This window comes from Ancylobacter sonchi (genome assembly GCF_018390695.1).
GTDB classification, from domain to species: Bacteria; Pseudomonadota; Alphaproteobacteria; order Rhizobiales; family Xanthobacteraceae; genus Ancylobacter; species Ancylobacter sonchi.
Genome location: NZ_JAHBGF010000028.1, coordinates 602,013 through 615,628, shown reverse-complemented (window position 1 = coordinate 615,628; position 13,616 = coordinate 602,013). Strand labels below are relative to the sequence as shown.

Below are 13,616 nucleotides of genomic sequence, written 5' to 3'. Positions count from 1 at the left end.
TGCCCGCATCCTCTGCGCGGAAGAGGCGGCGGTGATCCCGCGAGGCGCCCGGGCCGGAAACCAAGTCTTCACCTTGATGCGCCACAATGCCGCCCGGTTGGAGGGCAACAAGATGGGCATTGACGCTTCCTCTGTTTCCGGCACGTTTTCCGCTGATCTCGGCTACGGCTCTTCCATCGGATCACCATTGGTGTCGCCACTCCCCTCCGTTCCCTCGCCGATGCCCAGTCTGCGCGCTCCCACCATCCTCTTGTTCGATTCCGGCCTCGGCGGACTTTCCGTGCTGCGGGAGCTGGCGCGCCAGCGTCCGGACGCGCGCTATGTCTATGCGGCGGACGATGCCGGCTTTCCCTATGGCGCTCTCGACGAGGCGACGCTGATCGCCCGGGTCGTCTCGGTGATGGACGCGCTGGTCGCTCGGCTGGCGCCAGATGCGGTGGTGATCTCCTGCAATACAGCGTCGACAGCGGTGCTTCCGGCGCTACGCGCGCGCTTCGCCATCCCGTTTGTCGGCACGGTGCCGGCGGTGAAGCCGGCCTGCGAGGGCTCGCAGAGCCGTATGATCAGCGTGCTGGCGACCCCCGGCACGGTGAAGCGGGACTATACCAAGGCGCTCATCCGCGATTTCGCCGGATCCTGCCGGGTGACGCTGGTCGGCAGCGCCCGGCTGGCGCCGCTGGTCGAGGCGCATTTCGCCGGCGAGCCGCTCGCCGATGCCGAGTTCGCCGAGGAAATCGCTCCCGCCTTCGTGCGCGAGGGAGGCGCCCGTACTGACACCGTGGTGCTGGCCTGCACCCACTATCCGCTGGTGCGCGACCGGCTGGAGAAGGTTGCGCCCTGGCCGGTACGCTGGGTGGATCCGGCGCCGGCCATTGCGCGGCGCACCGTCTCTCTGGTCGGTCCCGCCATGGGCGAGCGCAGCCCAGCGCCCCTGCGGCTGTTCTCCACCGGCGAGCCGCTCGATGGCGGGCTGGTCGGCCGCATCGCCGGCATGCCCGCCCGCAGCGGTGAACTCGTGCCGATGAGCGCCCTGGCCTGACCGCTCGACCGTCCGCGCGCGTCTCGCTCCCGTGTCTCAGCCGCGCGTGTCTCGGCTCCGTGTCTTGCCTCGATCGTCTTCGCCGGTCACCATGCCCTAAAGTCAGCGACCGCCCGATTCCGGCTCGTCGCCGGGGAAAGCGAGCGAGGACAATGCAGCTTCGTCACGGCTCCGTCCTGTCGCGCCGCTCGGTGCTCGTCCTCGCGGGCGCGCTGGCGGCGGCCGGTACCGGCGCCCATGCGCAATCCGCCAGCCAGTCCTTCGACGCCTGGCTGCGCGATTTTCGTCCGAAAGCGCGGGCGCGCGGCATTTCCGACGAGGTCTATGACCGGGTGACGCGCGGCCTTGAGCCCGATATCAGCGTCTATGCCAAGGATCGGGCGCAGCCGGAGTTCCGCGAGCAGCTCTGGCAATATCTCAACCGCCGGATCTCGGAGTGGCGGCTGATCACCGGCCGGGCCGCGGTGAAGAAGAACGCCGCGCTGCTGAAGCGCCTCAACCGGGACTTCGGCGTCGAACCCGACGTGCTGCTGGGCCTGTGGGGGATGGAGAGCGCGTTCGGCGAGCTCGTCACCGACGAGGACCACATGAAGCCGGTGTTCCCCTCGCTGGCGGCGCTGGCCTGGGGCGAGCCCCGCCGCCGCAAATACTGGGAGACCGAGCTCCTCAATGCCATGGCCATCGTCCAGCGCGGCTGGGGGACGCCGGATATGATGCTCGGCTCCTGGGCCGGCGCCATGGGGCACACGCAGTGGATGCCAGAGGTGTGGCTCAATCTCGGCATCGATTATGACGGCGATGGCCGTGTCTCGCCCTATGAGGTCGGCGATGCGCTGGCCGGTACGTCCCGCTATCTGATCAAGCGGGGCAAGTATCAGGCCGGGCTGCCCTGGGGATTCGAGGTGAAGGTCCCCGATGGCGCCGCTCGCTATGCCGACGCGCAGTCGATCCGCACCGTGGCCGACTGGAGCAAGCTTGGCGTCGCGCCGGTCGGAGGAGGGCGCTTCAGCCATGCCGCCGCCCGCACGCGGCTGTGGGCGCCGGTCGGCACCGAGGGGCCGAGCTTCCTGCTCACGCAGAATTTCTACGCGGTGAAGTCCTATAATCCGTCGATGAATTATGCGCTGGCGGTCTGCCATCTCGGCGACCGTGTGCTGGGGGAGCCGGACTTCGTCACGCCGTTCCCCGGCGGCGAGCGGACACTGACGCTGGCGGAGATCCAGGAGGTGCAGAAGCGCCTTACCGCCGCCGGCTTCGATACCGGCGGGGTCGATGGACGCGTCGGCAACCTGACCATGCGTGCCGTCGCCAATTTTCAGCGCCGCGCGGGGATGGAGGCGGACGGCTATGCCGGGCAGGAGGTATTGGCGGCGCTGAGGAAGGGCCGGTAGCGCGCAAACAGCGGAATCGCTTGACCTTGTGTCGCTTTCCGCTTATGCACGCGCCCACTCACGGGGCTGGCAACGGCCCCGTGAGTTGTTTCACGCACCCGTGGTTCCGTCCGGCGCGTTCGGCCGGAGCCTGTCAGTCCCGCGAGACCCGTCTCGCAGGACAAAGGAGGGGGCGCGATCCAAACCGCAACCTTGCGAAGAGGACCAGCGCATGAGCAAGCGCGTTTCGGCCAAGCACAAGCTTGACCGCCGTATGGGCGAGAACATCTGGGGCCGCCCGAAGAGCCCCGTCAACAAGCGTGAATACGGCCCCGGCCAGCATGGCCAGCGCCGCAAGGGCAAGCTTTCCGACTTCGGCGTGCAGCTGCGCGCCAAGCAGAAGCTGAAGGGCTACTACGCCTCGATCGGCGAGAAGCAGTTCTATGCGATCTACGTGGAAGCCGCGCGCCTCAAGGGCGACACCGGCGCCAACCTGATCGGCCTGCTCGAGCGCCGCCTCGACGCCGTCGTCTACCGCGCCAAGTTCGTCCCCACCGTGTTCGCCGCCCGCCAGTTCGTGAGCCACGGCCACGTGAAGGTGAACGGCCGCCGCGTCAACATCCCGTCCTACCAGGTGAAGGTCGGCGATGTGATCGAGGTGAAGGACGCCTCCAAGCAGATGGCTCTGGTGATGGAAGCCTCGGCTTCCGGCGAGCGTGACGTGCCGGACTATCTCGAGGTCGACGGCCACAAGCTGACCGCGAAGTTCGCCCGCGTGCCGGAGCTCAACGAGGTGCCCTATCCGGTGGTGATGGAGCCCAACCTCGTCGTCGAATATTATTCGCGCTGATTTGGGTTCATTCCCAGACGAGAAAGCCGCCCGGAAGGGCGGCTTTTTTGTTGGTCACCTCATGCGGCCCGGTCAGTTACGGCCTGGCTTGATGCGGTATTGCCGTCCGGCGCGCACGGGTACCCGGCCGCTGATCTGGTCAGGTCCCTTGCCGGCCATCACCTGCCGTACGTCGGCGATCACCTCCGGCCGGATGCGGTAATATTGGTGATTGCCGTGGGTGAGCTGCGTCACGCACACATCGGCGCAATCGATGCCATAGATGGAGGAATCGAGCCCGTCGAAGGTACGCGGCCCCCAGGCGCCGAGGCGATCCGGATTGAGCTTGGTGGTGTCGCTGATGATCAAAGCAAGGTCCCGGCGCGCGTGATAGACGTGGATCGCCTCCGCGAGCTGCGGCAGCAAGCCCAGCTTGGTGTTGTGCTCCAGCGCATCCGCGTCCTCGTCGGCCGCCATCAGGAAGGCGTTGGTGAAGATCTTCGGCAGCCGTGCGCCGCTGCTGAAGCCCCTCAGCGCCAGCAGGGCATGGCGCAGCGCCCAGTTGCCCATGCTGTGCGTGACGAGGTGCAGCTTCTGCCCGCACGGCTCGCGCCCCGCCGCGCGGTCTTCCTTCCTGAGTTCCAGCAGGAAGTCGATCAACCGGCGGAGGCTGCGGCCGATGGCCTTCCCCGAGGCTTCGGCATCGTCGCGATCGCCGAAATATTTCCACTTGGATTCGTTGGAGGCGCTCTCGCCGAGGCCGAGCCCGTCGCCGTCGTCAGCGGGCCAGGAGAAGGCGAAGATCAGTGGGGCCTTGCCGCCGACGCGCCAGTTCGCTTCCAGCTGCGCGGCGCGCAGCATGCAGGTCTCGAAGCTGGAATTGAAGCCGTGAATATAGGCGATGACCTCGCGGGATTCGCCGCGCACCGCCTGCGTCATCGATTCGAAGACGCCGGTCGAGCCGATGATCTCCTCCGAGGGAGGTGCCCCCGCCGGCGCCGGATGCTCTTCCGCTAGAAATACCGAGCGCAGCACGAACGCATCGTCTGAGTCCGTGGCATCGGGATTGCGGTCGACCTCGGCATAGCCGACGCGGTAGAACGCCGGCCCTTCCTCATTGTAGCGATTGCCGAACGGAATTCGCGCGCCGGCGACAAGGCGCCGGTTCGTCGCGTAATAAATGCGCGCCATAGCATCCCCCCGAGGCTTGGCCCGGAGGGATTACCGCATTGTCTTGGCGAAGAAGCAAGCGCGCGGCAGGAGGACGCCAAGTCAGCCTGCCGCGTCTGGCAAAATCAGGCCGAGGCGCGGCCCATCACCGGCACGCCCTTCTCTTCCAGAAGGGTCTGCAGCTCGCCGGCCTGGAACATCTCGCGCACGATATCGCAGCCGCCGATGAACTCGCCCTTGACGAAGATCTGCGGAATGGTCGGCCAGTTGGTGTATTCCTTGATGCCCTGGCGGATCTCGTCGGAATCGAGGACGTTGATGCCCTTATAATCGACGCCGAGGTGGTTGAAGATCTGCGCCACCTGGCCGGAGAAGCCGCACATCGGGAACTGCGGCGTCCCCTTCATGAAGACGACGACGTCGTTGCTCTTCACCTGGCCGTCGATGAAATCCTGGATGCTCATTTAGTGCTCACCCGTCTCGGGACCGCTCGGGTCCATGTGTCTCTATGCGCTCATAGGTGATGGCGCGCGGTGCGCCATGCAACCCTTCGCCTCTACATATAGATGAAGCCCGGCACGCTGTCGCGGCCGGGCTTCAGGAGGTTGTCGTCGCGATCGCCGGCTCAGGCCTTCGGCACTTCGGTCTGCAGGGCGAGGGCGTGCAGCACTCCGCCCATCGGCGCGCCGATGGCGGCATAGACCATCTGGTGCTGCTGCACCCGCGACTTGCCGCGGAAGCTCTCGCTGACCACGGTGGCGTGCCAGTGATTATTGTCGCCGGCCAGGTCGCGCATGGTGACCTCGGCATCCGGCAGGCCCTGCCGGATCAGCTTCTCGATCTCGGATGCTTCCATCGCCATGGTCGGCCCTCACATCATGCCCGCGCCCATATAGATGGGCAGCCAGGATTCGGAACGCTCGCGCAGCGCATCGATGACGATGGGGCGCTCGCCGGGAATGGTCAACTTGTCGCCGCCGGTGCTGCCGAGCTTGGCAACCGGCACGCCGGCCGACTCGGCGCGCTTGAGCACCGTCGCCTTCTCGCCGGTCGAGACGGTGACGATGTAGCGGGCCTGGTCCTCGCCGAACCAGAAGGCATGCGGGTTGACCTCGGCCGGCTCGGCGAGCAGCGAGGCGCCGATGCCCGAGGCCATCGCCATTTCGGCGAGCGCCACCAGCAGGCCGCCGTCGGAGACGTCGTGCACGGCGGAGACGAGGCCATCGGCGATCAGCGCGCGGACGAAGTCGCCATGCTTGCGCTCCAGTGCGAGATCGACCGGCGGCGGGGCGCCTTCCTCGCGATCGAGGATCTCCGACAGGAAGGCGGACTGGCCGAGCCATCCAGTGGTTTCACCAATCACCAGAATGACTTCGCTGGTTTCCTTAAAGGCGATTGTCGCCATCTTCTCGACATCGGCGAGCACGCCGACGCCACCAATGGTCGGGGTCGGCAAAATGCCGCGGCCATGGGTTTCGTTGTAGAGGCTGACATTGCCGGAGACGACCGGGAAGTCGAGCTCTTTCGCGGCCGCGCCGATGCCGCGCAGGCAACCGACCAGTTGGCCCATGATTTCCGGCTTCTCGGGATTGCCGAAATTCAGGTTGTCGGTCAGCGCCAGCGGCGTGCCGCCCACGGCGGTGATGTTGCGCCACACCTCGGCGACCGCCTGCTTGCCGCCCTCGAACGGATCGGCCTCGCAGTAGCGCGGGGTGACGTCGCAGGCCATGGCCAGGCCCTTGGGGCCGTCCTCGACCCGCACCACCGCCGCGTCGCCGCCGGGGCGCTGCACGGTGTTGTTGAGGATCAGGTGGTCGTACTGCTCCCAGATCCAGCGCTTGGACGCGAAGTCCGGCGAGCCGATCAGCCGCTCCAGCGCGCCCGGAATGGTGGCGCTGATCTCCAGCGAGGCCGGGTCGATGCGCTGCTGCTTGGGCGTCTCCACCCAGGGGCGGTCATAGAGCGGCGCCTCGTCGCCGAGTTCCTTGATCGGCAGGTCGGCCTTCACCTCGCCCTTGTGCTTCACCACGAAGCGCAGCGTGTCGGTGGTGTGGCCGACAATAGCGAAGTCGAGGCCCCATTTGCGGAAGATCGCCTCGGCCTGCTCTTCCTTGCCCGGCGCGATCACCATGAGCATGCGCTCCTGGCTCTCGGAGAGCATCATCTCATAGGCGCTCATGCCTTCTTCGCGGCAGGGCAGCTTGTCGAGGTCGAGCTCGATGCCGAGATCGCCCTTGGCGCCCATCTCCACCGCCGAGCAGGTGAGACCCGCCGCGCCCATGTCCTGGATCGCGACGACGCAGCCGGCTGCCATGATCTCGAGGCAAGCTTCCAGCAGCAGCTTCTCGGCGAAGGGATCACCCACCTGCACGGTCGGGCGCTTTTCCTCGGCGCCTTCGCCAAACTCAGCGGAGGCCATGGTGGCGCCGTGGATGCCGTCGCGGCCGGTCTTGGAGCCGAGATAAACCACCGGCAGGCCGACGCCGGTCGCCTTGGCGTAGAAGATCTTGTCCGTCTCGGCGAGGCCGACCGCCATGGCGTTGACCAGGCAGTTGCCGTCATAGCGGGTGTGGAAGCCGACAAGGCCGCCCACGGTGGGCACGCCGAAGGAATTGCCGTAGCCGCCGATGCCGGCGACGACGCCCGCCACCAGATGCTTGGTGCGCGGATGGGCAGGATCGCCGAAGCGCAGCGCGTTCAGCGCCGCGATCGGCCGGGCGCCCATGGTGAACACGTCGCGCAGGATGCCACCGACGCCCGTCGCCGCGCCCTGATAGGGCTCGATATAGGACGGGTGATTGTGGCTTTCCATCTTGAACACCGCGGCTTGGCCGTCGCCGATGTCGATGACGCCGGCATTCTCGCCCGGCCCCTGGATGACCCACGGCGCCTTGGTCGGCAGGCCGCGCAGATGCAGCCGCGACGACTTGTAGGAGCAGTGCTCGTTCCACATCGCCGAGAAGATGCCGAGCTCGGTGAAGCTCGGCTCGCGGCCGATGAGCTTCAGGATGCGCTCATACTCATCCGGCTTCAGGCCGTGATCGGCGACGAGCTGGGGCGTGATCGTCGGTTCTTTGGCAGGCGTATCGAGGACAGTCATGCTCGGGCCGTCACATTCCGTTTCGCTGGCAGGCGGGCACGTCGGGGCGGGCGCAAAGGGCAGGCGAGGGAGGCCGGAAGGCGGTCACGCCTTCTCCAGCATCCCGGCGATGCTCTCGAACAAAGCGCGCCCGTCGGTGGGGCCGACCAGCGGGTCGACATGATTTTCAGGATGCGGCATCAGCCCGAGCACGTTGAGCTTCTCGGAGACGATGCCGGCGATGGAGTTGGCGGCGCCGTTCAGCACCTGGGTGTCGTCGCGCTTGCCGTCCGCCATCACATAGCGGAACACCACGCGGCCCTCGCCTTCGAGGCGGGCCAGCGTCTCGGCGTCGGCGGTGTAGTTTCCCTCGCCATGCGCCACCGGGAAGCGCACGACAGCACCCTTGCCGTACCGGCGGGTGAACGGGGTGTCGTTGCGCTCGACCTTGAGCAGCGCCTCGCGGCAGATGAAGCGCAGCCGGGCGTTGCGCACCAGCACGCCGGGTAGCAGACCGCTTTCGCAGAGGATCTGGAAGCCATTGCAGATGCCGAGCACCAGGCCGCCGCGCGCGGCGTGGGCGCGCACCGCATCCATGATGCTGGCGCGGGCGGCGATGGCGCCGCAGCGCAGATAGTCGCCATAGGAGAAGCCGCCGGGTAGCACCACGAGGTCGGTGCCGGCGGGCAGGGCGGTCTCGGCGTGCCAGACGATCGCCGGCTCGACGCCGGTGACGTGCTTGATGGCGCGCGCGACGTCGCCTTCGCGGTTCGAGCCGGGGAAGAGGAGAACGGCGGCTTTCATCGGTGCGGCCTCACCCGACGAATTCGATGCGGTAGGTTTCGATCACCGTATTGGCGAGCAGCTTCTCGCAGGCTTCCTTCAGCGTGGCCTCGGCCTTCGCCTTGTCGCCGCCGTCGAGCTCGACGTCGAACACCTTGCCCTGGCGGACGCTGGCGACCCCGGGTACGCCCAGCGAGCGCAGCGCGCCCTCAATGGCCTTGCCCTGCGGGTCGAGGACCGCGGATTTGAGGGTGACGAGGACGCGCGCCTTCATGGAACCACTCTTCAGATCGATCGTCGCCGGGGACGATGCTGGGAAACCGGCGGAAAACAGAAACGGGGGCGTTTCGGCCCCCGCCTAGCATCGGATGACGCAGGGCTCAATGCCCCGGCGCGACATAGCAGGCCTGCGAAGAGGTCGGCCGGCGCGACGTGCTGCCGCGCCGGCCGGATCTCACTTCTCGGGCTCGGACTTCACCAGCACCGGGCCGGCCGGCTGGGCGCGCTCACCCTCCGATATGATGCCGAGGCGGCGGGCGACTTCCGAATAGGCCTCGACGAGGCCGCCCATGTCGCGACGGAAGCGGTCCTTGTCGAGCTTGTCGTTCGACTTGATGTCCCACAGGCGGCAGGAATCCGGGCTGATCTCGTCGGCGACGACGATCCGCATCATGTCGTTTTCCCACAAACGACCGCATTCCATCTTGAAGTCGACGAGGCGGATGCCGACGCCGAGGAACAGGCCGGAGAGGAAGTCGTTCACGCGGATCGCGAGAGCGATGATGTCGTCGATCTCCTGGGTGGTGGCCCAGCCGAACGCCGTGATGTGCTCTTCCGACACCATCGGGTCGTTGAGCTGGTCGTTCTTGTAGTAGAACTCGATAATCGAGCGCGGCAGCTGGGTACCTTCCTCGATGCCGAGGCGGGTCGACAGCGAGCCGGCGGCGACATTGCGTACCACCACTTCGAGCGGGATGATCTCGACCTCGCGGATGAGCTGCTCGCGCATGTTCAGCCGCTTGATGAAATGGGTCGGGACGCCGATCTCGTTCAGCTTCAGGAAGACGTATTCCGAGATGCGGTTGTTGAGGACGCCCTTGCCATCGATGACGTCGTGCTTCTTGTTATTGAAAGCAGTGGCGTCATCCTTGAAGTGCTGAATCAGGGTGCCAGGCTCGGGGCCTTCGTAAAGGACCTTCGCCTTACCTTCGTAAATGCGGCGGCGGCGGCTCATGGGGGGGTACCGTCGATTGAGGAAATCCATCGGTGCCGGGGCTCCGGTTCTAACTGGTCCACGGCTGGGGCTGGCTGTGCTCGCTCTGCGACGTGCAAGGCCGATTCGTATCGCGCTGCACAAGCTCCCGCATCCGGACACTAGCCGATCAGCGACCGCGATACAACGCAATGCACGGGCAGGGCGGCCAAAACGCGCCGTCCGCGCCGTTCCCGTACCTGGGAGCGGCAGATTGACGTAAGGGCCATTCCCACGTTCGGGCGACGTTGATTTGGGGACGCGTGCGCTATAATCAAGCCCGCGAACCATAACCCCGCAGGCCATAACAGACAGGGCGAGGGACACATGAGCACGTTCGACAATCGCGAAGATGGGTTCGAGGCGAAGTACGCCCATGACGAGGCGCTGAAGTTCAAGGCGCTCGCCCGTCGAAACCGTGCGCTCGGTCTGTGGGCAGCCGACAAGCTTGAGCTTTCCGGCGACGCCGCTACGGCCTACGCCCAGTCGCTGGTCGAGGCGGACCTCGAGGCCACAGGCGACGAGGACATCTATCTCAAGCTGAAGGGCGATTTCGACGCCAAGGGCCTCGACATCTCCGAGCACCGCATCCGCCGGACGATGGAGGAACTGCTGAGCGAGGCCGTCGCCTCGATCAAGGCCGGTCACTGAGGCACCGGCAGGCCCGCTCCATGTTGCATGCTGCCGGCGCGCCGAGCGCCGGCAGCATCGAAATCGACGGCTCTCATCGACTTCCGTTGCGAAAGTTTGAAATTCATAGTAATTTCGAACGATGATCGCCGCGCGAGGCGATGCGGGAGGTTGCGATGCGGGTTGTCGGGTCATGGTTGCTGCGTGCCGGGCTGGTCTTCGCCGGCACGGGTCTTGTGGGAATCGCGACGGCCGCTGCCGTCCCCGCGACCGCCAGTTCCATCGCCGAGCTGCGTGCCGGTCCCGGGCCGGCCTATGCGCTGATCGGCCAGCTGCCGGCCGGCACGCCGGTCGACGCGACCGCCTGCTCCAGTGGCTGGTGCCGCACGCAATATGGCTATGTGAATGCCGGCCGGCTGGTCGGCACGACACAGCCGGCCTTCACGGCGCCGGTCGCGGTCGCGCCCGTCATGGCGGGCACCGCTTCCGGCCAGACGGTGTCCATGACCGGCACCCGTACCACCATCGGCACCGCCAATGTCCGCTCGGGCCCGGGCGTCGACCATGAGATCGTCAAGTCGCTGCCGGACGCCTCCTCGGTGACGGTGCAGGGTTGTGCCGATGGCTGGTGCCGCGTCGAGGGCGGCTATGTCAGCATCTATGTGCTGTCACGGGGGCCGGCGCGGCTTGTGCTGCCTCCCGATGCCCAGCCGCTCATTCCCGATCCGGCGATCCAGGACACCCTTTCCGCGGGCTTCGCGGGGCAGGGTTTCGCCGCGCCCGCGGCAACAGGCGCCCCCACTGCGGCTTACGTGACGCCCGGTCTCGCGACGGCCTCCCCGATGCCGGTGGGCCGTGCCTATGCGCCGGGCGCTGCCGCCGACAGCCGTGTCACGACCTCCGGCGTCGCCGATGTGCGCGGCGGTCCGGGCACGAGCTACCAATTGCTCGGCACGCTGCCGGCCGGATTCCCGGTCACCGTCGAGGCCTGCTCCGGCGAGTGGTGCCGCACGCAATATGGCTATGTGAATGCCCGTCTGGTGGGGCGCGCGCCGGCCGTCGCACCCCTGCGGAACGCCGCCCGCCGCCGGGCTGCCGCACCGGTGACGACGATCGGCTATTGGGGTGCACGCCCCGGCTATTGGGGCGGTCGCCCGAGCTATGTGAGCCCGCAGCCGGGCTATCCGCTGCCGGCTCGTTCCTGAGCGCCGACTCCTCGCGCCTTTGCCGGGTCGGTCGCGCATTCGTGACGCTGGTGGAATGAAACCTGTGATCCCATGCGGCGTTATCGCGGGCACAGTATCGTCGCCGGCTTTCGCCGGCAGCGGGGCGGAGCTTTAGGAGCCGCCCGCGAGGGAGGTATCCATGCGTATCCGGATGACCGTATTGACCGCCATCGGCCTGTTGGTGGCGGGCATCGCCACCGCCGAGGCGCGGCCGGCAACCGTCGTCAACGCTCTCAATGTGCGCAGCGGCCCCGGCACCGGCTACCCGGTGGTCGCAACCCTGCCGGCCGGCGCGCAGGTGAATGTCGGCGGCTGCACCGGCAACAACTGGTGCGAGGTCGGCGGCGGCTATGTCAGCGCCAGCTATCTTGCCTTCGGCGGCTCGCGCGTCGCCGTCAGCCCCGGCTATTACGACGGCTATTACGGAGATCCCGCGCTGGGCGTCGGCGCTTTCGCGCTCGGCGTCGGCGTCGGCTCCGGCTGGGGAGGGTATTGGGGCGGTCCCGGCTACTACTGGGGCGGCCCGCGCTACCGCTACTGGGGGCCCGGCCGCTATTACGGGCCGCGTGCCGGCTACTGGCGCGGCGGCCCCGGCTGGCGGGGAGGCCCGGGCTATTACCGCGGCGGCGCCGGCTGGCGGGGAGGCCCGGCCTATTATCGCGGTGGTCCGGCCTATTACCGTGGCGGCGGCGGCGGCTGGCGCGGCGGCTATGCCGGACCCCGGCCGGTGATGTACCGGCCGCAGATCGGTGGCATGCGCCGTCCGTGAGACAAGAAAAGGGCTGGCACGAATATCGAGCCAGCCCAATTTCTTGACGGCAGATGCTGAGACGGCTTCTCGGCGTCAGGCGTGGCCGAACACCCGCTTGAAGATGGTGTCGACATGCTTGAGGTGGTAGCCGAGGTCGAACTTCTCGGCGATCTCCTCCTCCGACAGGTACTTGCGCACCTCGACATCGTTGGTCAGCAGGGACTGGAACTCGCCCTCGCCGCGCCACACCGGCATGGCGTTGCGCTGCACCAGCCGATAGGCGTCCTCACGCGAGGCGCCCTTCTGGGTCAGCGCCAGCAGCACGCGCTGCGAATGAACGAGGCCACCGAGGCGGTCGAGGTTCTTCTGCATGTTCTGCGGATAGACCAGTAGCTTCTCGACCACGCCGGCGAGCCGGTTCAGCGCGAAGTCGAGCGTCACCGTGGCGTCCGGGCCGATGCCGCGCTCGACGGAGGAGTGCGAGATGTCGCGCTCGTGCCAGAGCGCGACGTTCTCCAGCGCCGGCGTGACCATGCCGCGCACCAGCCGGGCGAGCCCGGTGACGTTCTCGGTGAGCACCGGGTTGCGCTTGTGCGGCATCGCCGAGGAGCCCTTCTGGCCCTCGGAGAAGAACTCCTCGGCTTCCAGCACTTCGGTGCGCTGCAAATGGCGGATCTCGATGGCGACGCGCTCCATCGACGAGGCAACGACGCCGAGCGCGGCGAAATAGGCGGCGTGACGGTCGCGCGGGATCACCTGCGTCGACACCGGCTCGACCTTCAGGCCGAGCTTGGCGGCTACATATTCCTCCACCCGCGGGTCGATCTGCGCGAAGGTGCCGACCGCGCCGGAAATGGCGCAGGTGGCGACTTCCTCGCGCGCCGCGACGAGCCGGGCGCGGTTGCGCTGGAACTCGGCATGCGCCTGGGCGAGCTTGAGGCCGAAGGTGGTCGGCTCGGCATGGATGCCGTGCGAGCGGCCGATGGTCGGGGTGAGCTTGTGCTCGAACGCGCGGGCCTCCAGCGCCGCCAGCAGCCGGTCGACGTCCTTGATCAGGATGTCGGCGGCGCGCACCAGCTGCACGTTGAGGCAGGTGTCGAGCACGTCGGACGAGGTCATGCCCTGATGGACGAAGCGCGCCTCCGGCCCGACGATCTCGGCGAGATGGGTGAGGAAGGCGATCACGTCGTGCTTGGTGACGGCCTCGATCTCGTCGATGCGGGCGACGTCGAAGGTGGCGTCCTTCGCCTTCTCCCAGATCTTCGCCGCGGCTTCCTTCGGCACCACGCCGAGCTCGGCCAGCGCGTCGGTGGCGTGGGCCTCGATCTCGAACCAGATGCGGAAGCGGGTCTGCGGCTCCCAGATGGCGGCCATTTCGGGACGGGTATAGCGCGGGATCACGGGCGGCTCTTTCGGCAATCTATGGGTCGCCGCGCATTAGCAGATCGGCGGGGGCGCGACAAATGCCATCCTGCCGATCACATCTC

The 13,616-nt window shown here is 67.2% G+C and carries 14 protein-coding genes; 6 read left to right on the top strand and 8 right to left on the bottom strand.

Annotated elements, in window-relative coordinates:
- The first annotated feature begins 220 nt into the window (after positions 1-220).
- From murI to rpsD, 3 genes are all read left to right on the top strand, one after another.
- Positions 221-1,039: a glutamate racemase gene (gene murI, locus KHC28_RS18235; RefSeq protein ID WP_214009986.1), complete on the top strand. Its 819-nt coding sequence runs from the start codon at positions 221-223 to the stop codon at positions 1,037-1,039.
- A gap of 152 nt (positions 1,040-1,191) precedes the next feature.
- A complete protein-coding gene (locus KHC28_RS18230) occupies positions 1,192-2,430 on the top strand; it encodes a lytic murein transglycosylase (protein ID WP_214009740.1) in 1,239 nt (412 codons plus the stop codon).
- A gap of 211 nt (positions 2,431-2,641) precedes the next feature.
- Positions 2,642-3,259, top strand: coding sequence for a 30S ribosomal protein S4 (rpsD, locus tag KHC28_RS18225; RefSeq protein ID WP_214009739.1), 618 nt, complete (start codon positions 2,642-2,644; stop codon positions 3,257-3,259).
- A 72-nt stretch (positions 3,260-3,331) separates the two neighbouring features.
- Here the strand turns inward: rpsD and KHC28_RS18220 are convergent, their stop codons facing one another.
- The 7 genes from KHC28_RS18220 to purC all read right to left on the bottom strand — a co-directional run bounded on the left by KHC28_RS18220 (position 3,332) and on the right by purC (position 9,534).
- Positions 3,332-4,429 carry an alpha/beta hydrolase gene (locus KHC28_RS18220; protein WP_214009738.1) on the bottom strand — a complete coding sequence of 366 codons (1,098 nt, stop codon included), beginning with the start codon at positions 4,427-4,429 and terminating at the stop codon, positions 3,332-3,334.
- A 104-nt stretch (positions 4,430-4,533) separates the two neighbouring features.
- A complete protein-coding gene (grxD, locus tag KHC28_RS18215) occupies positions 4,534-4,872 on the bottom strand; it encodes a Grx4 family monothiol glutaredoxin (RefSeq protein WP_214009737.1) in 339 nt (112 codons plus the stop codon).
- Between the two features lie 161 nt (positions 4,873-5,033).
- Positions 5,034-5,270, bottom strand: coding sequence for a BolA family protein (locus KHC28_RS18210; protein WP_214009736.1), 237 nt, complete (start codon positions 5,268-5,270; stop codon positions 5,034-5,036).
- Between the two features lie 9 nt (positions 5,271-5,279).
- Positions 5,280-7,508, bottom strand: coding sequence for a phosphoribosylformylglycinamidine synthase subunit PurL (gene purL / locus KHC28_RS18205; RefSeq protein WP_214009735.1), 2,229 nt, complete (start codon positions 7,506-7,508; stop codon positions 5,280-5,282).
- A gap of 84 nt (positions 7,509-7,592) precedes the next feature.
- Positions 7,593-8,291 (bottom strand): phosphoribosylformylglycinamidine synthase subunit PurQ, encoded by a 699-nt coding sequence (gene purQ, locus KHC28_RS18200; protein WP_214009734.1) that lies wholly within the window; start codon positions 8,289-8,291, stop codon positions 7,593-7,595.
- 10 nt (positions 8,292-8,301) lie between these two features.
- Positions 8,302-8,544 carry a phosphoribosylformylglycinamidine synthase subunit PurS gene (purS, locus tag KHC28_RS18195; protein WP_213351488.1) on the bottom strand — a complete coding sequence of 81 codons (243 nt, stop codon included), beginning with the start codon at positions 8,542-8,544 and terminating at the stop codon, positions 8,302-8,304.
- A 180-nt stretch (positions 8,545-8,724) separates the two neighbouring features.
- Positions 8,725-9,534 carry a phosphoribosylaminoimidazolesuccinocarboxamide synthase gene (gene purC, locus KHC28_RS18190; protein WP_213360731.1) on the bottom strand — a complete coding sequence of 270 codons (810 nt, stop codon included), beginning with the start codon at positions 9,532-9,534 and terminating at the stop codon, positions 8,725-8,727.
- 315 nt (positions 9,535-9,849) lie between these two features.
- Here purC and KHC28_RS18185 point away from each other — a divergent pair, with 315 nt between their 5' ends.
- The 3 genes from KHC28_RS18185 (at position 9,850) to KHC28_RS18175 (ending at position 12,147) form a co-directional block, all read left to right on the top strand.
- Positions 9,850-10,173: a DUF1476 domain-containing protein gene (locus KHC28_RS18185; protein ID WP_214009733.1), complete on the top strand. Its 324-nt coding sequence runs from the start codon at positions 9,850-9,852 to the stop codon at positions 10,171-10,173.
- A 155-nt stretch (positions 10,174-10,328) separates the two neighbouring features.
- On the top strand, positions 10,329-11,357 hold the full coding sequence (locus tag KHC28_RS18180; RefSeq protein ID WP_214009732.1) for an SH3 domain-containing protein: 1,029 nt from the start codon (positions 10,329-10,331) through the stop codon (positions 11,355-11,357).
- A gap of 160 nt (positions 11,358-11,517) precedes the next feature.
- Complete coding sequence (locus KHC28_RS18175) at positions 11,518-12,147, top strand: SH3 domain-containing protein (protein ID WP_214009731.1); 630 nt, start codon at positions 11,518-11,520, stop codon at positions 12,145-12,147.
- A 75-nt stretch (positions 12,148-12,222) separates the two neighbouring features.
- Here the strand turns inward: KHC28_RS18175 and purB are convergent, their stop codons facing one another.
- The gene (gene purB, locus KHC28_RS18170) at positions 12,223-13,530 is read right to left on the bottom strand and encodes an adenylosuccinate lyase (RefSeq protein ID WP_214009730.1); all 1,308 of its coding nucleotides are present in this window, start codon (positions 13,528-13,530) and stop codon (positions 12,223-12,225) included.
- Positions 13,531-13,616: the final 86 nt, after the last annotated feature.

Excerpts from the sequence above, each read along its gene's own strand:
- murI (WP_214009986.1), top strand. The coding sequence starts at position 221 with ATGCCCAGTCTGCGCGCTCCCACCATCCTCTTGTTCGATTCCGGCCTC.
- KHC28_RS18230 (WP_214009740.1), top strand. The coding sequence starts at position 1,192 with ATGCAGCTTCGTCACGGCTCCGTCCTGTCGCGCCGCTCGGTGCTCGTC.
- rpsD (WP_214009739.1), top strand. The coding sequence starts at position 2,642 with ATGAGCAAGCGCGTTTCGGCCAAGCACAAGCTTGACCGCCGTATGGGC.
- KHC28_RS18220 (WP_214009738.1), bottom strand. The coding sequence starts at position 4,429 with ATGGCGCGCATTTATTACGCGACGAACCGGCGCCTTGTCGCCGGCGCG.
- grxD (WP_214009737.1), bottom strand. The coding sequence starts at position 4,872 with ATGAGCATCCAGGATTTCATCGACGGCCAGGTGAAGAGCAACGACGTC.
- KHC28_RS18210 (WP_214009736.1), bottom strand. The coding sequence starts at position 5,270 with ATGGCGATGGAAGCATCCGAGATCGAGAAGCTGATCCGGCAGGGCCTG.
- purL (WP_214009735.1), bottom strand. The coding sequence starts at position 7,508 with ATGACTGTCCTCGATACGCCTGCCAAAGAACCGACGATCACGCCCCAG.
- purQ (WP_214009734.1), bottom strand. The coding sequence starts at position 8,291 with ATGAAAGCCGCCGTTCTCCTCTTCCCCGGCTCGAACCGCGAAGGCGAC.
- purS (WP_213351488.1), bottom strand. The coding sequence starts at position 8,544 with ATGAAGGCGCGCGTCCTCGTCACCCTCAAATCCGCGGTCCTCGACCCG.
- purC (WP_213360731.1), bottom strand. The coding sequence starts at position 9,534 with ATGGATTTCCTCAATCGACGGTACCCCCCCATGAGCCGCCGCCGCCGC.
- KHC28_RS18185 (WP_214009733.1), top strand. The coding sequence starts at position 9,850 with ATGAGCACGTTCGACAATCGCGAAGATGGGTTCGAGGCGAAGTACGCC.
- KHC28_RS18180 (WP_214009732.1), top strand. The coding sequence starts at position 10,329 with ATGCGGGTTGTCGGGTCATGGTTGCTGCGTGCCGGGCTGGTCTTCGCC.
- KHC28_RS18175 (WP_214009731.1), top strand. The coding sequence starts at position 11,518 with ATGCGTATCCGGATGACCGTATTGACCGCCATCGGCCTGTTGGTGGCG.